The following is a 20821-nucleotide window of genomic DNA, read 5'->3' as shown; positions in this document are numbered from 1 at the left end:
AATCACGAACGCACACGGAGTCCGCCCATGGCCGACCAGGAATACACCCGCGCCGAACTGGACGCGCTGGCCGCCGCGGCCATCTCCACGCCGCTGGTCACCCACATCTACACCGCCGACCCGTCCGCGCACGTGTTCGAGGGCAAGGTCTACATCTATCCCTCGCACGACGTCGAGGGCGGCGTGGCCTTCGACGACGACGGCGGCCACTTCCAGATGCGCGACTACCACGTCCTGCGCCAGGATTCGCCGGAAGGCGAAGCCGTCGACTGCGGCGTGGCGCTGAGCGTGGACGACGTGCCCTGGGCCGACCGCCAGATGTGGGCCCCGGATGCGGCCGAGAAGGACGGCCGCTACTACCTGTACTTTCCGGCCAAGCGCGCCGACGGGATCTTCCAGATCGGCGTGGCCGTGGGCGACCGGCCGGAAGGGCCGTTCGTGCCCGAGCCCGAACCGATCGCGGGCAGCTACTCGATCGATCCGGCCGTGTTCCGCGACGCCGACGGCGAGCACTACCTCTATTTCGGCGGCATCTGGGGCGGACAGCTGCAGAAGTACCGCGATAACCGCTACGACCCCGCCCACGAGGAACCGGCCGACGATGCGCCGGCCCTGGGCCCGATCGTCGCCCGCCTCACCGCGGACATGAAGCAGTTCGCCGAGGCGCCGCGCCAGGTGGTGATCACCGACGAGGCCGGCCAGCCGCTGCTGGCCGGGGACCACGGCCGCCGCTACTTCGAGGGGCCGTGGGTGCATGCCTATCAGGGCAGGTACTACCTCACCTATTCCACCGGCAACACCCACCTGCTGTGCTACGCCATCGGCGACAGCCCCTACGGGCCGTTCGTGCACCAGGGCATCCTGCTGACCCCGGTGGTCGGCTGGACCACCCACCATTCCATCGTCGAGGTCGACGGCCGCTGGTGGCTGTACTACCACGACTCCCTGCTGTCCGGCGGCGTGACCCACCTGCGCTCGGTCAAGGTGACCGAACTGCACTACGAGGCCGACGGCCGCATCCGCACCCTGCACCCGTATGGCGAGTGACGGCTTCGCGGGCATCAGCCCGACCGATCCGCTGGCGCCGGGGCCGTTGCTGACCCTGGCCGGGGACGGGCTGGAAGTGGAGATCGCGCCGGAAGCAGGCGGGCGCATCGCCCGGATCCGCTGCGACGGGATCGAGCAGCTGGTCGGCCATGGCGACCACGACTCGGTCGCGGCGATCTCCTGGGGTTCCTATCCGATGGTGCCGTGGTGCGGGCGCATCCGCGATGGCCGCTTCGTCTTCGACGGCCAGGCGTACGAACTGCCGCGCAACCTGGGCGGGCACGCGATCCACGGCGTCGGCTATCTATTGCCGTGGCGGGTGTCGGAGCATTCGGCGCGGCATGCGGTGCTGGAGCTGGCGTTGCCGGCCGATGCGCGCTGGCCGTTCGGCGGCGAAGCCCGGCAGAAGATCGCGATCGAGGGTCGCCGGCTGACCCTGGAACTATCGGTCACCGCCGGTGCGCGGGCGATGCCGGTCACCCTGGGCTGGCATCCGTGGTTCCGCAAGCCCGAACGGCTGGAGTTCCGGCCCGAGGCGATGTATCCGCGCGATGCCGGCAACATCACCCTTTCGCCGCCGGGCGGCTTGCGTCCGGGCCCATGGGACGACTGCTTCGTCAACCGCGTGCCGGTGGAGATCCATCGTGGCGGCCAGCGCATCGTCCTGGACTCGGCCTGCAGCGACTGGGTGGTCTACGACGAACCGGCCTTCGCCACCTGCGTCGAACCGCAGACCGCGCCGCCGGACGGCTTCAACCTGTCGCCGGACTGCCGGCTGGAACCGGGGCAGACACGTACGGTCATGTACACGATGGAGTGGGACCTGTAGGAGCGGCTTACCCGTTGCCGACGCTCAATCCCCCAGCAAGGCGTGGATCGCCGCGAACCCGGCGTTCGCCCGCTCCTTCTTCTGCTCCGCGTCGGCCACCGGGTCGGCGCCGTCGCGCTGCAGTTCCGCCGCCGGCAGCTCGTCGAGGAAGCGGCTGGGCTTGAGCCGCACCTTCTCGCGGAAGCGCTGGGTCTGGCGGCTGTAGCTCAGCCACAGCCGGGTCTTGGCCCGGGTGATGCCGACGTACATCAGCCGCCGCTCCTCCTCCAGCGAGCCTTCCTCCAGCGCCGCCTCGTGCGGCAGGGTACCGTCCTCGCAGCCGACGATGAACACGTAGCCGAACTCCAGGCCCTTGGCCGCATGCAGGCTCATCAGCCGTACCTGGTTGCCGCCGTCGTCCTTGTCGTTGCGCGAGAGCAGGGCCAGCTGCGCGGCCAGGTCGCCGGCGCTGGCGCCGCGCGGGCCGCCCTCGAACCATTCGGCCAACTCGTCCAGGTTGGCCTTGCGCCGCTGGAACGAAGCCTCGTCCTTGCACTGCGCGCGCAGCTCGGCCAGCAGCCCGGACTTCTCGGCCAGGCGCCGGACCAGGTCGGCCGCGCTCAGCCGCGCGGCGTGTTCGCGCAGGTCGGCGATGGCATCGTTGAACGCGCCAAGTCCATTCGCCGCCCGCGGCGTCAGCTGCTGCAAAGCGCCCATCGACTGCGCCGCGCGCGACAGCGGCATGTGCTTGCTCGCGGCCAGCTCGGCCAGCCGCGCCAGCGAGGTCGCGCCGACCTCGCGCTTGGGCGACTGCACCGCGCGCAGGAACGCGGCGTCGTCCTCCGGGTTGGCGATCACCCGCAGCCAGGACAGCGCGTCCTTCACCTCCTGGCGCTCCAGGAACGCGGTGCCGCCGGTGAGGTGGTAGGGCACGCGCAGCAGCTGCAGGGCCTTCTCCAGCGGCCGCGATTGATGATTGCCGCGGAACAGGATGCAGACCTCGTTCCAGGGCACCTGTCTGGACTCGTTGAGGAAGGCGATCTCGGCGGCGACCTTCTCGGCCTCGTGCTCGTTGTCGCGGCACTCCCACACCCGGATCCGCTCGCCGTCGGCCTGCTCGCTCCACAGGGTCTTCAGGTGCTGGTGCGGGTTGCGCGCGATCAGGGCGTTGGCCGCGCGCAGGACCCGGTTGGAGCAGCGGTAGTTCTGTTCCAGCTTGACCACCTGCAGCGCCGGGTAGTCGCGCTCCATCTGCTGCAGGTTCTCGGGGTTGGCGCCGCGCCAGGCGTAGATGCTCTGGTCGTCGTCGCCCACGCAGGTGAAGTTGCCCTTCGGTCCGGCGATCGCCTTGAGCAGCCGGTACTGGGCGTCGTTGGTGTCCTGGCACTCGTCCACCAGCAGGTAGCCGATCCGCTCGCGCCAGGCGGCCACCACCTCAGCGCTTTCCTCCAGGATCTGCACCGGCAGCCGGATCAGGTCGTCGAAGTCCACCGCGTTGAACGAGGCCAGCCGCGCCTGATAGCGCGCGTAAAGTTTCGCCGCCTCCATCTCGCGGGTGGAGCGGGCGGCGGCCAGCGCCTGCTCGGGGCAGAGACCGGCGTTCTTGGCCCGTGAGATCAGGTTCTTCGCGTCGTCCACCGCGTCGGGCTTGGCACCCGGCATCAGGTCCTTGACCTGGGCGGCGCTGTCGTCGGCGTCGAAGATCGAAAAGCCGCGGCGCAGCCCGGCGGCCTCGTGCTCGATCTGCAGGAACTTCAGCCCCAGGGCGTGGAAGGTGCAGATGGTCAGGCCGTCGGCATCGTCGGCCTTGATCCGCTTGCCCACGCGCTCGCGCATCTCCTTGGCCGACTTGTTGGTGAAGGTGATCGCGGCGATGCGCCGGGCCGGGTAGCGGCGGGTGCCGATCAGGTGGGCGATCTTCTCGACGATCACCCGGGTCTTGCCGCTGCCGGCGCCGGCCAGGACCAGCAAGGGGCCTTCGGCATGGAGGACGGCGGCGCGCTGGGGGGGATTGAGACCGTGCATGGCAGTGCGGGAGGACGGCCGGGAATTCTACAACGCCGGCCCAGGGCCGCCGGACCTGCCGCAATCAGGGCCGGGAGCGCGGGCGGCGGGCCCGCGCGCTTAGAATCCGCCCATGGCCAAGCTCTATAGCTATTACTAATGTAAGAAGGTGGCGTAAGAATACTTCTTAAAAAAGGACTATTGATTTAACGCCGTAAAGGGTGGGCCGGCCCGAGCGAGATCAATTGTGGGGGTATTCCGTAGCGCATCCGTTGCGGAGAGGTAAAATTATTGGATTTGCCGCTGCCGCTTCTGTCCGCTGGGGAGCGCTTCGTAGTTGCGGTGGGGCACGCAATTTACCAGTCCGGCTCTGCCCGTTGGAGAGGGTTTCTTAGAGATCGCGGGCTCTGCTATCGGCGTCGGAACTGAGAATTCCGGCATGCCTTCTCTTTTCGCAATCCTAAAGATGCATGCGGTGCAAGATGCGCTCTCCGAGGAGGTCTTGATCTTTTGTGGAGTCGGTCAGGCTCGGTAGCGCTCTGATGCTGAAGTAGATGCTTGCGTCAGATACGCTGTCGCTAGCCTTGGCCGGCACGGAGCTGGTACTTTGAAAGTCTCTCGCTCTACGCGCCCTGCACTGGGAGCTTCTGCTCATCATCCTCTAAGCTTCGGTGATCTAATCTCCAGTGCTTGAAGATCTTAGAGTCGGCAAACGAGAATATTTCGTCGGAAACGGCGTCACAATTCACAAGCTCTATGCCCTTCCAGGTTGCGGTCGATTCGTCGTAAAACTTGGTCTTGAATGCACTCGCGATGACGGTAACGGCCCTTTTTATGGCGGCCACCTGATCCTCGTCCGATTCGGCATCGTCATAGACGACAAACGCTCGCAACTCGTGTGGCTCCTCGTCTTTGTTATCGCCTGCACCATCGTCCACCAAGAAAAATATTCCGTAGAGCGCCTCTCCGTGCGGGGACAGTTGCTTGTCAATTTTCTCGTCAAGTTTGCTTTTCTTGAGGTGTTCTTCGAACGTATCCGGAAAGGAAGACCGAAAGTACCTCGCTGCAAGCCACCACCGGAGAGTAGTGACTGCCTTCGGAGACGCGTGCGACCAATCTTCGTCGGGCTCATGATCCGCCAATGCGGTCTTATCTATCTCAACGCGCTCACGTATTGAGAAAGAGGCGGCTAACTTGCCTTCGCCGTTAGAGAATTCCAGATGCAGAGTGCGTGCATTCTTTGCGCGGGTGTAAGAGCCATCGATCTTGTCGATGTGATTTCCGACTAAAAATTCGACCTTGGGCTCTGTGCGCAAATTGTCAGTGGCGATATCACAATCATGAGAAATGGCGACGAAGACAAGCCTTTTCGCCTCGTCTTCTGGGGCGAGACCGAGAGCAACCGCTGCTTTGGCGGAGAGAATTGATCCTTGTCTCCATTTGGTTTTTCGAGTCCACTCGCCCATTCGCAGGCATCACTCCGACAGATGGGCGGAGAATAGCGGCGTATCTTTGTTTGGCGCGACATTTCGACTCGCCAAGCTGCGCTTTAGAGCGGCGCGCTCGTCTTCATCCCGCTCAATAGTCCTAAGTGCGGCATTGGCAGCTTCGACTGGCGAAACGCCAGTCGCGATGACGTCCCAGAAGGTATTCCCGCCGACGAGCCTGCGGTTCGCTAGTTTCCCGATGGCGGAGCTTCGTTCGCTGAGCATTCTTGCTGCGACCAGTAGTGCGGCCATTTGCTCGGTATTTGCAACGGACATGCCTTCGCCATTCCGCCAGTCATAGATCCTTTGGCGAGAAACGCCAAATGCCGCTGCGAGTTGCGACATGGACGGCTTCATGAGCGTAATAAGTGTCTCGATATCGCTCTGCGGAAGTGCGACGATGACGTGCGTTTGGCTAGCAAGTCTTACGAGCTGATAGGTGGCGCCATTGATAAGACGTTGTGCGCAGAAATTTTCCGTAGGAGTGCCAGCGGTTCCCGCATGGAATACCTTGCGCCACGGATTCTCTTCAGCTACGCAGACATCGGCATAGTGAAGTCGCGGCACCGGTGGGATGGCGGCGTTATCTATGAACATGCTTTAGCTCCAGCGATCAAGCGCATGCGTGGTTACGGCAGCTTGAAAAGTGGTGCGAAGGTCATCTTTAAGAAGCCTGAGACGAGAAGATATCTCTGGCAGATCAAAGTCCGTGCGACTCTCAAAGGCGCAATCGGTATCCAAAATTAAGTGAACTCCCTCGATTGCAGAGAATCGAGGCATCATGTTCATGCCTGCGATGTTTAGGTCTGGCGGAACAGATAGCTTGCCGTGACGGGCTAAGGTTCGGACAAATATCTTATGTTCTGGTGTCTGAAGCACTGACTCAGAGGCAGAGTGAGATACACCCCAATTGGGCTGCTCAAGAACCTGACCTATGCCTAGGAGCTCTTTAGCCAAGTAGTTCGCTAGCTCTTCCCCCTTGTCCGGAACTATCGCATCGAGCAAGCGCATGCTTACAGAATCAACGTAGTCCAACGTGACTGTAGAGTGCAGTAGATCTAGTCCCTTCAGGAAGTCGTCGCGAAAGGTGTCAAAGATATCGTAATCGCTTACCTGAAAGAAGAGCCGAGAGTTCTCTAGGACAAAACAAGCGCTCCCAGTTCGGTTTATGTACGAGTGTTGTCTCGACTCCTGTTGCTTGACCACTGGCACCAAAGGATTGGAGACGTCAATCTCAAACCCTGCTTGAACCCTAACTTTGTAATCAGTGAAGCCTATTTTTCGGAACTGTTCTTGTAATGCAGCAGCATAGCTATCAACCGCAAGAATTGGGTTATGACGCACTTGAGCTGCGGTCAGAAATACGGGGGCGTTAGCTAGCTTCGCGCCCATAGAGGCCTCCTAGTCCCGGTTGACAGAGTTTACACTTGACTTGACAAGCCAACAATGAGGGAGTTCCCCCCAATTGGAACTAGGTGGAGCGCCCGGCAGGGTTCTAGGATTGCTACGGGCGGGGGGCATTTCTGGGGATACCTGGCTCATAAGTTTCGGAGCTGGTGAAGTTTAATTTCCTTTAAAAAACAATGACTAAAGATAGACTCTAGTGGCCAAGCTCTACTTCTACTACTCGGCGATGAACGCCGGGAAGACCACCACCCTGCTGCAGTCCGCGCACAACTACCGCGAGCGCGGCATGCGCACCCTGATCCTGACCCCGCGCCTGGACGACCGCGGCGGCCGCGGCGGGGTGGTCGCCTCGCGGATCGGCCTGCGCGCCGAGGGCACGGCCTTCGGGCACGACAGCGACCTGGAGCGCCTGGTGGAGGCCGACCTGCTCGCCCACGGGCCGCTGCACTGCGTGCTGGTCGACGAGGCCCAGTTCCTCAGTCGCGCCCAGGTCTGGCAGCTGAGCGAGGTGGTCGACCGGCTGCGCATCCCGGTGCTGTGCTATGGCCTGCGCACCGATTTCCGCGGCGAGCTGTTCGAGGGCAGCCAGTACCTGCTGGCCTGGGCCGACGAGCTGGAGGAGATCAAGACCATCTGCCACAGCGGCAAGAAGGCGACCATGAACGTGCGCGTGGACGCCCAGGGCCGGGCCGTGCAGGACGGCCCGCAGGTGGAGATCGGCGGCAACGAGCGCTACGTCTCGGTCAGCCGCCCGGAGTTCAAGCGGGTGATGCGCGGCGAGGGCTTGATCGAGCCCCTACAGGTGCCCTTGCTGTGAGCCGCTGACGCCACCGCGCCGGCGGCGATCGCTCAACCGCGGTGCGGGCGGCCCGCCACCGCAGGCAGCCAGGCCTCGAAGTGCACCTGGTCGTCGCGGTTGAAGGCTTGCAGCCGCCCGCCGTGGGCCTGCACGAACTGGTCGGCGATGAACAGGCCCAGGCCCAGGCCATGGCTGGACTGGAACGAGCCCTTGAAGGGCTCGAACAGGCGCGGCAGCAAGGATTCGTCGATCCGTCCGCGGTTCGATACCCGCAGGAAGACGCCGCCCGCGTCCGCGGGCCCTGCCGCCACCGCGACGGGGCCGCCCTGGCCGTGGATGACGGCATTGCCCACGAGATTGCCCACCACCTGTACCAGGCGGTCGGTGTCGGCGGTGAGCGGGAGCGGTCCGGCGACCTCCAGCGCGATCTGCGCGTCAGGGTGGGCGCGCCTGACCTCGCCGACGGCACCGGCCAGCAGTTCGCCAAGTTCCAGTGCCCGCGGCTCCAGCCGCAGCCCGCCGCTGCGGATGCGAGAGAAGTCCAGCAGCTGCTCGACCATCCTGGCCATGCGCCAGCCGCTGGTCTCCAGGTGGGAGAGGGTGCGCTGGACCCGCTCGTCGTCCGGCAGTTGCAGCGCCAGCTTCTCCGCGCACAGCAGCATCGCCGACAGGGGCGTGCGCAGGTCGTGGGTCAGCACGGCCATCATGGTCTCGTTGAGGTGCAGGGCGCGCTCCAGCGAATCGGCGCGTTCCTTCAGCAGCCGGCGCTGCTGGAACAGCTCCACGAACACCGTGACCTTGCCCAGGATCACCTGCGGCTCGATCGGCTTGTGCAGGAAGTCCACCGCGCCGGCCTCGTAGCCCTTGAAGGCGCGGCGGGGATCGCTCGGCGAGGCGGTGAGGAAGATGATCGGCACCTCGCGGCTGCGCGAGGCGCCGCGCATGAGCTCGGCGAGCGAGAAGCCGTCCATCTCCGGCATGTGCACGTCGAGCAGGGCGACCGCGACCTCGTGGGCCAGCAGCAGTTCCAGCGCCTCGGCGCCGGACGCGGCGCACAGCACCTCCACGCCGTCGCTCTGCAGCAGCGCGCGCATGGCCACCAGGTTCTCGGCGACGTCGTCGACGACCAGCACCTTGGCCTTGCCGTCGCGCAGGGGGGCGGGGGCGGAAAGGCTGACGTTCATGGCTGGAAACCCCGCAGGCGTTCACGGATCTGGTCGAGGGTGAGGACCGCGTCGGCCCCGGCGTGGGCGAGGGCCGCGGCCGGCATGGTCGAGGAAACCGCGTCGTCCGGGCTCTGGATCCAGGCCTCGCCCCCGGCGGCGCGCACCGCCGCGATCCCCTCGCTGCCGTCGCTGGAGGCGCCGGTGAGCAGCAAGGCGAGCAGGCGCTCACCGAAGACCCGGGCGGCGCTCTCGAACAGCGGATCGATCGCCGGGCGCGAGAACATCACCGGCTCGTCGAGGGAGAGCGCCAGCGTGGTGCGGTCCTCGACCAGCAGGTGGTAGTCAGGCGGCGCGATCCAGACCGTGCCCGGTCGCAGCCCGGCCTTGTCCTCGGCCTCGGCGACGGGCAGGGCGCAGCCATGGCCGAACAGCTCGGCGAGCTGGCTGGGACGGTCGCGCGGAAGATGCAGTACGACCAGCACCGGCACCGGCAGGCCGGCCGGGAGCGCGTCCAGCAAGGTCCGCAATGCGCTCACGCCGCCGGCGGACGCACCCACGACGATGGCGTCGAAACGGTCGGACAGGCGGGATGCGGGCGCCCGGCTCATGCGACCTTCCGGTACAGCCGGTGCTCGCGCGAGCAGACCTCGAAGCGGTCCGCGTGGGCGCCGAACTGCAGCGACTCCTTGCTGCCCAGGCCGAGGAAGCCGCGATGCACCAGCGCATCGTGGAACAGGCCGATCGCCCGGTCCTGCAGGGCGCGCCTGAAATAGATCAGGACGTTGCGGCACGACACCAGGTGCACCTCGGAGAACACCGCGTCGGTGGCCAGGCTGTGGTCGGCGAACACGACGTTGCGCTTGAGCCGGCGGTCGAACAGCGCGCCGTTGTAGGCGGTGGTGTAGTAGTCCGACAGCGAGGCGCGGCCGCCGGCGGCCAGGTAGCTGGCGCTGAACTGGGCCATGCGGTCGAGCGCGAACGCCCCGTTCTCCGCGCTGGCCAGAGCGTCCGGGTTGATGTCGGTGGCGTAGAGGATCGTGCGTTCCAGCAGCCCTTCCTCGTGCAGCAGGATGGCCAGGGACCAGACCTCCTCGCCGGTGCTGCACCCGGCCACCCACACCTTGCACGACGGGTAGGTCTGCAGGACCGGCAGGACCTGCTCGCGCAGGGTCCGGAAATAGCCGGGGTCGCGGAACATCTCCGAGACCTGCACGGTGAAGTACTGCATCGCCTGGGCGAATGTCGCCGGCTCGTGCAGCAGCCGGTGCTGGAGCGCGGCCACGGAGCTGCAGTGGAACCGGTCCATCGCCTGGCGCACCCGCCGGCGCAGCGACGACACCGCGTAGTCGCGGAAGTCGTAGTGGTAGCGCCGGTAGATCGCCTCGAGCAGCAGGCCCAGCTCCAGGTCGAACAGTTCCGCCGGGTTCATTGCCGCGCGCACCACACCCGGCACAGCGAGACCAGCTTGTCCACGTCCACCGGCTTGGCGATGTAGTCGTTGGCGCCGGCCTCCAGGCAGCGCTCGCGGTCGTCGGCCATGGCCTTGGCGGTCAGGGCGATGATCGGCAGGTCCTGCCAGCGCCGGTTGCGGCGGATCTCGCGCATCGCGGTCAGGCCGTCCATCTCCGGCATCATGATGTCCATCAGGACCAGGTCGAAGTCCTGCCGGCCCAGGGTCTCCAGCGCCTCGCGGCCGTTGCGCGCGATCTCCAGGCGCACGCCCAGCGGCTCGAACACGCTGGACAGGGCGAAGATGTTGCGCACGTCGTCTTCCACCAGCAGGACCGCGCGTCCGTCCAGCACCGCATCGCGCCGCCGCGCCTCGCGCAGCAGCCTCTGCTGGTCGCCGGGCAGGGAGGCTTCCACGCTGTGCAGGAACAGGGTCACCTCGTCCAGCAGCCGCTCCGGCGAGCGCGCGCCCTTGATGATGATGCTCTTGGAATAGCGGCGCAGCCGCTGCTCCTCGTCGCGGGTCAGCGCCCGGCCGGTGTAGACGATCACGGGGGGGAAGGCGCCGGTGGTGCTGTTGGACATCCTTTCCAGCAGGTCGTAGCCGCTGCCGTCGGGCAGCGTCAGGTCGGTGACCATGCAGTCGAAGGTGCTGCGGTCGAGCTGCTCGATCGCCTCGGCGATCGTGCCGACCGCGACGATCTCCAGCTGCTCGCGGGCCAGCAGCAGCTGCAGGTTCGCGCGCAGCTCGCGGTCGTCCTCGACGATCAGCAGCCGGCGCACGTCGCGGGCGTGGGTCTGCTCGAGCTGGCGGATGGCGCCGGCCAGCCGCTCGCGCGTGGCCGGCTTGATCAGGTAGCCCACCGCACCCAGCTCGAGCGCGACCTGGCTGCGCTCCAGCGCCGACACCACGTGCACCGGGACGTGCCGGGTGGCCGGGTCGCGCTTGAGCCGTTCCAGCACGCTCAGGCCGGACACGTCGGGCAGCCCGATGTCGAGCAGGACGCCGCTGGGCCGCAGCTCCGAGGCCAGCGCCAGGCCTTCCTCGGCGGTGGTCGCGACCACGCAGTCGAAATCCAGCTCGTGGGCGAGCGCGACCAGGGCCTGCGCGAACTCGGCGTCGTCCTCGATCGCCAGGATCATCCGGTCCGGATGCCGGCGCTGGTCGCGGTCGTCGGCCACGCGCGCGAGCGGCGCGTTCGCGGCCTTCGCCGGGGATGCCGGTGCGGCCGGCGCGGCGGCCGGTGCGGGAACCGACGCCTTCGCCGCCACCGCGGGTGCGGGCATGGACGCCGGCCCGGCGGCGGGCGGTGCACCGTCGGTCGGCAGCTCCAGGGTGAAGCAGCTGCCGCGGCCGGGCTCGCTCTCCACGCTCAGGGTGCCGCCCATGCGCACGGCCAGGTCGCGGGAGATGGCCAGGCCCAGGCCGGTGCCGCCGAAGCGGCGGCTGGTGCTGCCATCGGCCTGGCGGAAGGCCTCGAAGATCACCTCGGTCTGTTCCCGGGGGATGCCGATGCCGGTGTCGCACACCACGAAGCGCACGCGTCGCGGGCCGGCGGCCTGGATCTTCAGCGAGACCGAGCCGTGCTCGGTGAACTTGACCGCGTTGGCGAGCAGGTTCTTCAGGATCTGCTGCAGGCGCTGGCCGTCGGCCAGGAATTGCGCCGGGGCGTCCGGCTCGACCGCCATGCCCAGCTCCAGCCCCTTCTGGCGCACCAGCGGGTCGAAGGTCTCGCGCAGGCGCGCCACCACCGTCTCGGCGAACAGGGTCTCGTCGACCAGCTCCACGTGCCCGGCCTCGATCTTGGACAGGTCCAGGATGTCGTTGATCAGGGCCAGCAGGTCGTTGTTGGAGGAGTGGATGGCCTGGGCGTACTTGACCTGCTCGGCGGTGAGCGTGCTTTCGCGGTTGTCCGCCAGCAGCTTGGCCAGGATCAGCGAGCTGTTGAGCGGCGTGCGCAGCTCGTGCGACATGTTGGCCAGGAACTCGGACTTGTAGCGCGAGGCGGCGGTCAGCTCCGCGCGGCTGCGCAAAAGATCGTCCTGCGCCGAGAGCAGGTGCTGGCGCTGCGCCTCCAGCTCGTGGGTGCGCTCCTCCAGCTGGACGTTGGTCGCCTCCAGCTCGGCCTGCTGCTGCTCGAGGTTGACCTGCGACTGCTGCAGCGTGCGGCTCTGCTCCTCCAGCTCCTCGTTGGCGACCCGCAGTTCCTCCTGCTGCGCCTGCAGCTCCTCGCTCTGGCGCTGGGTTTCCTCGAGCAGCTCGATCAGGTGGGCGCGCAGCTGGGCAGTGCGCAGGGCTACGCCGATCTTCTCCGAGCAGCGCCGCAGAAGTTCCAGGGCCAGGCCGCCCTCGACGGTGGATGCGGTGCGGCCCAGTTCCAGCGCGCCGCTGGCGGCGCCGTCGACGGTGATCGGCGCCAGCAGGAGTTCGCTGGCCGGGCTTCGTCCCAGCGCGGATTCGACCGTCACGTGGGCGGCGGCCAGGCCCCGCACCCTGCGCGGCTCGGGCTGGGCCACCGCCTCCCAGAGCTGGCCTTCGCCCGCCCCGAGGCGAGGGGGTACGTCGCGCGCCAGCGCCACGCCGCCCACCAGGACCAGCTCCTGCCCAGCCAGGCGATAGAGGGCGCCGGTCTGCGCACCGGTGCGCCGGCAGAGCGCGCGCAAGGCCGATTCGGCCACCACCTGCGGCGTCTGCTCGCCCTGCAGGACCAAGGTCACGGCGTTCTCGGCCTCCTGCAGCCACAAGGCGCGTTCGGCCTGCCGCCGCGCCCGGATCGCCTGCATCACGATCAGCGCGGTGGTGATGAAGCAGATGCCGCCGACGGTGCGGTTGACGACCGAGAAGGCGGAATTGTTGCTCGGCGGAGCGACGTTGAAGCCGACCACGAGCAGGGTGCAGGCCAGCGCGGCGGCGGCCAGCGGCAGCCAGGCGCGGCTCTGGAAGACGGTCACCCCGATGGCCAGGAAGTACAGCAGCCAGACCGCGTATCCCAGCGGCACCACCAGTTCCAGGCCCATCGTGGCCGCCGCCAGGACGACTGCGACGACGAGAACGCCGGAATCACGTCCGGCCCCGATCCCCTGATTCTCCATCCCCCGGTGAGCCCCTGATCATCCAAGCTAGCGGGGCATGGTAACGACCCGGATGTTTACAGGTTCTTCACGCGGGGCCGACAATCTTTTGCCGGTTCGACAAGCAAGGGGGGATGTCACATGCAGTATCCGATCACCTGGCACGGGGAACCGGCATGAGCGCACCGCTGCGCGTGCTGCTGGTCGAGGACCAGCTCGAATTGCGGGACCTGCTGGCCGACGTGCTGCAGGACCTGGGGATGGACGTGCGTACCGCGGACGATGGCCGATCCGCGCTGCGGATCCTGGAGAACCATCCCTGCGACGTGCTCTTCAGCGATATCCACATGCCCGGGCCGACCAGCGGCATCGACCTGGCGGCGCACGTGCTGGCCACGCGGCCCTCGGCGCGGGTGATCCTGGCGTCGGGGCATCCGCGGTTCCAGCTGCCGCCCTTGCCGGCCGGCGCGCACTTCCTGCAGAAGCCGTTCCGGCTCAACCAGTTCATGGAACTGGTGCGCGAGCAGGCGGCGACCCCGGTCTGACGCGGAAGTCCGGCCCGCCAGCTCAGTACAGGACCCGCTCGCCCGGCGGCGGCGGGTTCCACTGGTACAGCCAGGTCTCGGTGAGCGCGCGGCCGTCCTGGCGCAGAAACAGGCGCAGGTCGATCTGGGCGGTGGAGTCGTCAGGCGGGACCACGTCGAACATCGCCCGGTAGCCGTCGATAGCGTGCAGGGGCCGCGCCGAGACGGTCTCGACCTTGCCGCGGCCGGTCTCGACCACCGCTTCGACCGCGGCGCCGGCTTTGGCCAGCGCGGCCAGTTCGCCGCCGGCGAAATCCACCGCGAAGCGCCAGGAGAAGCGCTCGCGCTTCTTGCCGACCACCCCGCCCAGGCCGGTGCGGGTGGCCACGGTCTGCGCCAGCGGCGGCTGCGAGGGCGCCTGTTCGCCCCAGAACAGGCGGTAGCCGAACAGCAGCTCCTGCCCGGCCTGCGGCTTGGCTTCCGGGTTCCAGAACGCGACGATGTTGTCGAAGGTCTCGTCCACGGTCGGGATCTCGACCAGCTGCACGCTGCCCCTGCCCCAGCCGTGCTTGGGCTCGACCCACAGGCTCGGGCGCTTCTCGTAGAACACGCCGTCGTCCTGGTAATGGTCGAAGTCGCGGTCCCTCTGCAGCAGGCCGAAGCCGCGCGGGTTGTCATCGGCGAAGGCGTTGAAGCGCAGATGCGCCGGGTTGCCCAGCGGCCGCCAGATCCACTCGCCGGCGCCGGTGTGGATCGCCAGGCCGTCGCTGTCGTGGATCTCCGCGCGCCAGTCCCAGTCCATGCGCCGGTCGTTCTCGCCGACCTGGTACATGCTCGTTGCAGGCGCGATACCCAGGCGTTCGATCTCCCTGCGCGGGTACAACGCCGCGTCCACGTCCATCACCAGCGGCTCGCCCCGGGTGATGGCGAAGCGGTAGGCGCCGGCGACGCTGGGCGAATCCAGCAGGGCGTACACCACCAAGGTGTCCGAGCCGGGCGCGGGACGTTCCAGCCAGAACGCGGTGAAGTCGGGGAACTCCTCCGGCCGCGGCATCCCGGTGTCGATCGCCAGGCCGCGCGCGGACAGGCCGTACTGCATGCTCGCGCCGACCGCGCGGAAATAGCTGGCGCCCAGGAACGCGGCCCAGTCGCGCTGCAGGTCGTCGGGCGAGTTCAGGCGGAAGCCGGCGAAGCCCAGGTCCCTGGGCAGGCGCGCACCCTTCAGTCCGCTGCGGCCATAGTCGAACATGCCCGGGTCGTAGGCCAGTTCCTGGGCCTGGCCGGCGGCGACCTCGAACATCCGCACCGGGCGCTTGAAGTACAGCCCCAGGTGGAAGAACTTGGCCTGGAACTTCGCCCCGGCCACGTCGGCCCACAGCGCGTGGTCCTGGCGGAAACCGATCGACTGGTACTGGTCCCAGTCCAGCGACGCGACCGGCGCCGGCAGGGCATCGCTGCGCGGGCTGAAGGCGCGGGCCGCGAGCGCCCGGGCATGGCCCTTGAGCCAGGCGTAGTCGAAGGCGTGGCGCTGGCCCAGCGGCAGCGGGGTGGCGCCGGCGGTCAGCAGGGGCAGGGGCAGGCCGGCGGCGGCGAGGGCGGCGGCGGCGCGGGTCAGGAACTGGCGTCGGTGCATGGCGCGGGCGTCAGGACGGCGATTGGGGGCGCGCCATCTTAAGCATTCCCGGGCGCGGCCCGACCGCGCGGCGATGGGCCGGCATCCGCGCGGTTCAGCCGCGCGCGCCGCAGGCACCGGCCAGGGCGGCGACCTCGCGCGGCAGGCTGCCGCCTTCCGGACGGTCGTGCGCCAGTTCGCGTTCGAGCGATGACAGGCTGCGTCCGGCCGCGGCCGGGTCGCCGCCCGTGCAGCGGGCCTGCGCGGCATAGGCCCGGGCCCGCCAGCGCAGGGGCTGCAGGCGCGCCTGCCCGGGCAGGTCGTGGACCAGCCGGTCGAGGGCGGACGCCGGATCGGCCTGCAGCCGCGCCAGCGCCAGCCGCGCGGCGACGCTGCGCGGATCGTCCGGCCCGTAGCCGACGGCGGTCAGGCGCACCGCGCGGTCCAGCCAGGCGCGCGCCTGGGCCGAGTCGCCGCCGGCCAGCAGCAGTTCGCCGATGGCGCGGTCGAGGTCGCCCACCGCCGGGTGGCTGGCGCCCAGCCTTTGCACCCGCAGGCGGCGGGCTTCCTGCAGGGCTTGTTCGGCGCGCGCGGCCTGGCCGGCGGCCTGCAGGGCCAGGCCCAGGTCGTGCAGGCCGTAGTCGAGCAGGTGGTGGCCGTCGGGCTGGCGCCAGATCGCCACCGCGGCGGTGAAGTCCGCGATCGCGGCGGCGCTGTCGCCGCGTTCCAGCGCCAGCCGGCCCAGCGCGTCCAGGCTCATGCCGGTCTCGCGGTGGCGGTCGCCGAGCACGGCCCGGGTCAGCACGTGCTGCGCCTCCAGAGTCTGCGCCGCCTCGTTCAGCCGCCCCAGCTGCAGCCAGGCCAGTCCCAGCTGCCGGCGCACTGCCAAGGTCGAGGGATGGCCGGCGCCGTGCAGTTCGGTGGACAGCGCCAGCGCCGGTCCGAGCACCGCGGCGGCCTCTTCGGCCTGGCCGCGGTCCAGGTACAGCACGCCCAGGCTGCGCTGGACCTGCACCGCCAGCGGATGGCGGTCGCCCAGGCGCGCGTGCAGGTGCCGGCGCGCGTCGAGGAAGTGCTCGATGGCTGCGTCGGTGCGGGCCGCGTCGCTGTCCAGCGCGGCCAGGTCGATCAGGTTCTCGACCATGCCGGCATCGTCGTGCAGCACGCCGCCGCGCAGGGCCAGGGCGCGTTCGTACCACTGCCGGGCCGCATGCGGCTGGCCGAGCATGCGCTGGCAGCGGCCGTACTGCACGTAGAAGTCGGCCGCTGGCTGCGGCGAAGCATCGCGCAATCGCACCGCCTCGGCGGCCAGCGGCTGCATCCGCGCCATGCAGTCCTGCGAGCGGCTGAGCAGGCGCAGGATCCGCCCGTGCTGGGCGGCCGCGTCCAGCCGCAGTTGTGCCGGTGCGTCCGGATCGGCGTCGAGCAGGGCCTGCTGGCGTTGCGCCTGTTCCAGCGCCTGGCGGTAGTCGCCGATGCCCACGTACAGGCGGGCGAGCACGCCGAGCAGTTCGGCACGCGCGCGCGGCTGCTGTTCCAGCTCGCGCTCGCCGCGGCGGGCGCCGGCGGTGAGCAGTTCGCGCAGGGCCAGGCCCTCGCTCTGGCGGGCGCCGCCGGCGTGGTCGAACAGGCCGACCACGAAGCGCTGCAGGGCCAGCGCGCGCGCCGCCTCGTGCCGGGCCTCGCGCGCCTGCCACAAGGCCGTGCCCAGGGTGCCCAGCAGCAGGACGGCGGCGAGCGAGCCGAAGGCCACGGTCCAGCGGTGGCGCTGGACGTACTTCTGCAGCTGGTAGCCGATCCGCGGCGGCCGCGCCTGCACCGGGCGCCCGTCCAGGTGCCGCGCCAGGTCCAGGGCCAGCGCCTCGACCGAGGGATAGCGCCGGGCCGGATCCTTGGCCAGGGCCTTGAGCAGGATGTTGTCCAGGTCGCCGCGCAGGCGCCGGCCCAGCCGCCGCGCCTGGGCCGGGTCCAGCTGCCCGGTCTCGGCCCGGCGCTGCACCGCCAGCGAGGGCCGCGGCGGCACCACCTCCAGGATCGCGCGCTCCCATTCGCCGTCGCTCTGCCGGCGCAGGCGGTAGGGCTTCTCGCCGGTGAGCAGTTCGTACAGGACCACGCCCAGCGAGTAGACGTCGGTCAGGGTACTGACCGGTTCGCCGCGGATCTGCTCGGGCGCGGCGTAGTGCAGGGTGAAGGCGCGCACTTCGGTGCGAGGGTGCGCGGTCTGGCCGCCATCGTGGTCGAGCAGCTTGGCGATGCCGAAGTCGAGCAGGCGCACGTCGTGGCCCTCGGCGACGAGCATGTTCGAGGGCTTGAGGTCGCGATGCACGATCAGGTTGGCGTGGGCGTGGCTGACCGCGGCGCAGACCTGCAGGAACAGCCGCAGCCGCGCCTCCACCGGCAGGGCGTGGACCTGGCAGTACTCGGTGATCGGTACGCCCTCGACATACTCCAGCACCAGGTAGGGGCGGTCGCCGTCGCCGATGCCGGCATCGAGCAGGCGGGCGATGTTGGGGTGCTGCAGGCGGGCGAGGATCTCGCGCTCGCGGGAGAAGCGCAGGCGCAGGTTGGGATCGGCGTAGCCGGGGCGCAGCAGCTTCAGCGCCAGCTGGCGCTGGTACAGGCCGTCGGCGCGCTCGGCCAGCCAGACCTGGCCCATGCCGCCCTCGCCGAGCAGGCGCTCCAGGCGGTACGGGCCGAGGCGGCTGCCGGCGTGGGTGGCGGGGCGCAGGTCGGGCAAAGGTTCGGCGAGGAAGCCGGCGTCTTCCTCCTCCATCGCCAGCAGGGCTTCCAGCTCGGCGGCCAGCGCGGGGTCGTCGCTGCGCAGGCGGTGCAGGTGGACGGCGCGTGCGTCGCCCGCCAGGTCGAGCAGGCCGTCGAGCAGCGGCGACAGGCGTTGCCAGCGTTCGACGTCCATGGAATGACCCGCCCTAGTCCTCGCGCATGGCCGCCAGCAGGAACAGGCGGGCCTTCTGCCAGTCGCGGCGTACGCTGCGCTCGGATCGCTGCAGCAGTTCGGCGATCTCCTGTTCGGACAGACCGGCGAAGTAGCGCAGTTCCACCACCTTGGCCAGCTTCGAGTCGACCGCGACCAGGCGCTCGAGCGCGGCGTCCAGGGCCAGCAGGTTTTCGTCCAGGCGCAGGCTGCTCTCGGCTTCCTCGGGGATCTCGGCCACCCGCTTGAGGTCGCCGCCGCGCTTGCGGGCCATGCGGTTGCGGGCGTAGTCGACGACCACGCTGCGCATGGCCGAGGCGGCGTAGGCGAAGAAGTGGGCGCGGTCCTCGAAGCGGGCGCCGCCGCTGGCGCCGACCAGTTTGAGGTAGGACTCGTGGACCAGCGAGGTGGGGTCGAGGGTGTGGTTGTGCTGCCCGGACAGCTGGCGCCGGGCGAGGCTGTGCAGTTCGTGGTAGAGGGCGCCGAGGACGCGGTCGAGCGCGTCGCGGTCTCCGCCGCGCGCGGCATCCAGCCACACGGTGATCTCGGGGGAACTGTCCGGGGTACTGGCCATCGTCGTCTCCGCGACTGCGCCAAGGGTCGGAATATAGCCCCTGGCCGATCCATGCATGCGAATGGAGGCGGCTAGCAGAGCGCCGCCTGTCGGAAGGACTACGCAATCCGGAGGCAGGGACGGCCAGGCGTGCAACGGCACCGTGCCCCCTTTGTAGGAGCCGGTCTTGCCGGCGACCGTGGAGGCGGACGGATCACTGGCACCCGGTTTCGCGCAGACGCTTCCGCCATGGCGGTCGCCGGCAAGACCGGCTCCTACAGGGCGCGCCGCGGCGCTCTCACCGCTGGCAGCGCGGGCACCACACGCTGGTGCGCTGGCCGATGCTGGCTTCGCGCAGGGTTGCGCCGCAGGCGGGGCAGGGCTGGCCGCCGCGGCCGTATACCGACAGTTCCTGCTCGAAGTAGCCGGGCGCGCCGTCGGGGCTGAGGAAGTCGCGCAGGGTGGTGCCGCCGCGGGTGATGGCGTAGGCGAGGATGTCGCGCGCGGCCTCGGCGAGGGCGGCGTAGCGCTGGCGCGAGACCTTGCCGGCCGGGCGCAGGGGCGAGATGCCGGCGCGGAACAGGCTCTCGGCGGCATAGATGTTGCCTACCCCGACCACGATCTTCTGGTCCATCAGGAAGGCCTTCACCGGCGCCTGGCGGCCGCGGCTGCGGGCGAACAGCCAGTCGCCGTCGAAGGCGTCCGACAGCGGTTCGGGGCCGAGGCCGCGCAGCAGTTCGTGCTCGGTCCCGGCCGGCTGCCACAGCAGGCTGCCGAAGCGGCGCGGGTCGGTGAAGCGCAGCACCCGGCCCGAATCCAGGGCGATGTCGACGTGGTCGTGGGCAGCCAGCGCGGTGTCGGCCGGCAGCACCCGCAGCATCCCGGACATGCCCAGGTGCAGCAGGGCGCTGTCGCCCTCGTCGGTGTCCAGCAGCAGGTACTTGGCGCGGCGGCGGACCGCGGCGATGCGGCGACCGGGAAGGTCGCGGGCGACCTCGACCGGGATCGGCCAGCGCAGGTCGGGCCGGCGCAGGACCACGCCGGCGACGCGGCGGCCCTCGACGTGCGGGGCCAGGCCGCGGCGGGTGGTCTCGACCTCGGGCAGTTCGGGCATGGCGTCAGCCGGCCGCGGCCAGGTAGTGGGCGTGGCCTTCGCCGTCGCGCTCCTGCCAGACCCGGACCGGGCCGCCGAAGGCCTGCGACAGGTGGGCGCCGTCCAGCACCGCTTCGCGGGGACCGTCGATCAGTACCCGGCCGCCCTGGAGCAGGACCACGCGGCCGATCTCCGGGACGATCTCCTCGATGTGGTGGGTCACCAGCACCAGGGTGATGTCCTGCCGGGCCAGGCCGCGCATCATCTCCAGCAGGTGGCCGCGGGCGACCAGGTCCAGGCCGGTGCTGGGTTCGTCCAGCAACAGCGCCTGCGGGCGGTTGACCAGGGCGCGGGCGATCAGCACCCGGCGCGCCTCGCCGGTGGAGAGCTCGGCGTAGAGGCGGTGGCGCAGCGGCAGGGCGTGGGCCAGTTCCAGCGCATCGAGCGCGCGCTGGCGCATGTCGGCGGTGATCTCCAGGAACGGCGGCACCACGAAGCTGGCGAACAGGCCGGAGAGCACGGCGTCCTCCACCGTCAGCTCGTGCATGCCGGCCAGGTTGGCGCCGAAGTCGCCGGTGACGATCCCCAGCTGCGAGCGCAGCCGGTCCACCTGCCAGCGGGCCTGGCCGAGCACGCGCACCGGCGGGGTCGGGTCGCCGCCGCGGGCCAGCGGGTACAGCTCGCGGGTGATCAGCTTGATCAGGGTCGACTTGCCGCAGCCGTTGGGGCCGAGGATGGCGGTGTGGCCGCCCTGCTCGATCCGCAGGTCCAGTTCGTGCAGCACCCGGACCTGGCCGCGGATCACGCTGGCGCGGTTCAGCTCGATCAAGGGCGGACGGGCGGCATCTGCCGCGGGCTGGGGGGCGGG

The 20821-nt window shown here is 69.1% G+C and carries 17 protein-coding genes; 4 read left to right on the top strand and 13 right to left on the bottom strand.

The genetic code is table 11. The features are described from left to right. Nucleotides 1-27 precede the first annotated feature (27 nt). Both CSC62_RS12235 and CSC62_RS12230 read left to right on the top strand, forming a co-directional pair. Nucleotides 28-1047: a glycoside hydrolase family 43 protein gene (locus tag CSC62_RS12235; RefSeq protein WP_162406769.1), complete on the top strand. Its 1020-nt coding sequence runs from the start codon at nt 28-30 to the stop codon at nt 1045-1047. Beyond that, the gene (locus tag CSC62_RS12230) at nt 1037-1876 is read left to right on the top strand and encodes an aldose 1-epimerase (protein WP_162406767.1); all 840 of its coding nucleotides are present in this window, start codon (nt 1037-1039) and stop codon (nt 1874-1876) included. Before CSC62_RS12235 ends, CSC62_RS12230 begins: the two co-directional genes overlap by 11 nt. Before the next feature lie 24 nt (nt 1877-1900). Here CSC62_RS12230 and CSC62_RS12225 read toward each other — a convergent pair whose 3' ends face one another. From CSC62_RS12225 to CSC62_RS12210, 4 genes are all read right to left on the bottom strand, one after another. Continuing rightward, a complete protein-coding gene (locus CSC62_RS12225; RefSeq protein WP_162406765.1) occupies nt 1901-3880 on the bottom strand; it encodes a UvrD-helicase domain-containing protein in 1980 nt (659 codons plus the stop codon). Between the two features lie 602 nt (nt 3881-4482). Next, nucleotides 4483-5325 carry a hypothetical protein gene (locus CSC62_RS12220; protein WP_162406763.1) on the bottom strand — a complete coding sequence of 281 codons (843 nt, stop codon included), beginning with the start codon at nt 5323-5325 and terminating at the stop codon, nt 4483-4485. Between the two features lie 9 nt (nt 5326-5334). Continuing rightward, nucleotides 5335-5943, bottom strand: a complete 609-nt coding sequence (locus CSC62_RS12215; RefSeq protein WP_162406761.1) for a hypothetical protein — start codon at nt 5941-5943, stop codon at nt 5335-5337. A 3-nt stretch (nt 5944-5946) separates the two neighbouring features. Next, nucleotides 5947-6738, bottom strand: coding sequence for a TIGR04255 family protein (locus CSC62_RS12210; protein ID WP_162406759.1), 792 nt, complete (start codon nt 6736-6738; stop codon nt 5947-5949). Between the two features lie 211 nt (nt 6739-6949). Between CSC62_RS12210 and CSC62_RS12205 the strand changes: the two genes are divergently transcribed. After that, entirely contained in the window at nt 6950-7570 is a 621-nt protein-coding gene (locus CSC62_RS12205; protein WP_162406757.1) for a thymidine kinase, read from the top strand. Between the two features lie 32 nt (nt 7571-7602). Here the strand turns inward: CSC62_RS12205 and CSC62_RS12200 are convergent, their stop codons facing one another. From CSC62_RS12200 to CSC62_RS12185, 4 genes are read right to left on the bottom strand one after another with little or no spacing between them, the layout of a single operon-like run. Next, a complete protein-coding gene (locus CSC62_RS12200) occupies nt 7603-8736 on the bottom strand; it encodes a hybrid sensor histidine kinase/response regulator (protein ID WP_162406755.1) in 1134 nt (377 codons plus the stop codon). Beyond that, nucleotides 8733-9326, bottom strand: coding sequence for a chemotaxis protein CheB (locus tag CSC62_RS12195; protein WP_162406753.1), 594 nt, complete (start codon nt 9324-9326; stop codon nt 8733-8735). The genes CSC62_RS12200 and CSC62_RS12195 overlap by 4 nt, the downstream gene beginning before the upstream one ends. Further along, complete coding sequence (locus CSC62_RS12190) at nt 9323-10171, bottom strand: CheR family methyltransferase (protein WP_211368997.1); 849 nt, start codon at nt 10169-10171, stop codon at nt 9323-9325. Before CSC62_RS12190 ends, CSC62_RS12195 begins: the two co-directional genes overlap by 4 nt. Then, nucleotides 10144-13260, bottom strand: coding sequence for a response regulator (locus CSC62_RS12185; protein ID WP_162406749.1), 3117 nt, complete (start codon nt 13258-13260; stop codon nt 10144-10146). The genes CSC62_RS12190 and CSC62_RS12185 overlap by 28 nt, the downstream gene beginning before the upstream one ends. 155 nt (nt 13261-13415) lie before the next feature. Between CSC62_RS12185 and CSC62_RS12180 the strand changes: the two genes are divergently transcribed. Next, nucleotides 13416-13784, top strand: a complete 369-nt coding sequence (locus CSC62_RS12180; RefSeq protein ID WP_162406747.1) for a response regulator — start codon at nt 13416-13418, stop codon at nt 13782-13784. Nucleotides 13785-13806: 22 nt separating this feature from the next. On the opposite strand, the gene CSC62_RS12175 is transcribed toward CSC62_RS12180, so the two are convergent. The 5 genes from CSC62_RS12175 to CSC62_RS12155 all read right to left on the bottom strand — a co-directional run. Then, the gene (locus CSC62_RS12175) at nt 13807-15396 is read right to left on the bottom strand and encodes an OpgD/OpgG family glucan biosynthesis protein (RefSeq protein ID WP_162406745.1); all 1590 of its coding nucleotides are present in this window, start codon (nt 15394-15396) and stop codon (nt 13807-13809) included. 94 nt (nt 15397-15490) lie between these two features. Beyond that, on the bottom strand, nt 15491-18289 hold the full coding sequence (locus CSC62_RS12170; RefSeq protein ID WP_162406743.1) for a serine/threonine-protein kinase: 2799 nt from the start codon (nt 18287-18289) through the stop codon (nt 15491-15493). A 13-nt stretch (nt 18290-18302) separates the two neighbouring features. Continuing rightward, nucleotides 18303-18881, bottom strand: coding sequence for an ECF-type sigma factor (locus tag CSC62_RS12165; protein ID WP_162406741.1), 579 nt, complete (start codon nt 18879-18881; stop codon nt 18303-18305). Nucleotides 18882-19158: 277 nt separating this feature from the next. Continuing rightward, nucleotides 19159-19974, bottom strand: a complete 816-nt coding sequence (gene mutM, locus CSC62_RS12160) for a bifunctional DNA-formamidopyrimidine glycosylase/DNA-(apurinic or apyrimidinic site) lyase (RefSeq protein WP_162406739.1) — start codon at nt 19972-19974, stop codon at nt 19159-19161. A 4-nt stretch (nt 19975-19978) separates the two neighbouring features. Beyond that, nucleotides 19979-20821: ABC transporter ATP-binding protein (locus tag CSC62_RS12155; RefSeq protein WP_425502024.1), on the bottom strand; the 843-nt coding region annotated here is incomplete at its 5' end.

Origin of the sequence: Pseudoxanthomonas jiangsuensis (genome assembly GCF_010093185.1) — a bacterium.
Lineage (GTDB): Bacteria > Pseudomonadota > Gammaproteobacteria > Xanthomonadales > Xanthomonadaceae > Pseudoxanthomonas > Pseudoxanthomonas jiangsuensis.
The sequence above is the reverse complement of the archived record's forward strand: the minus strand, read 5'-3'. Positions and strand labels throughout refer to the sequence as shown.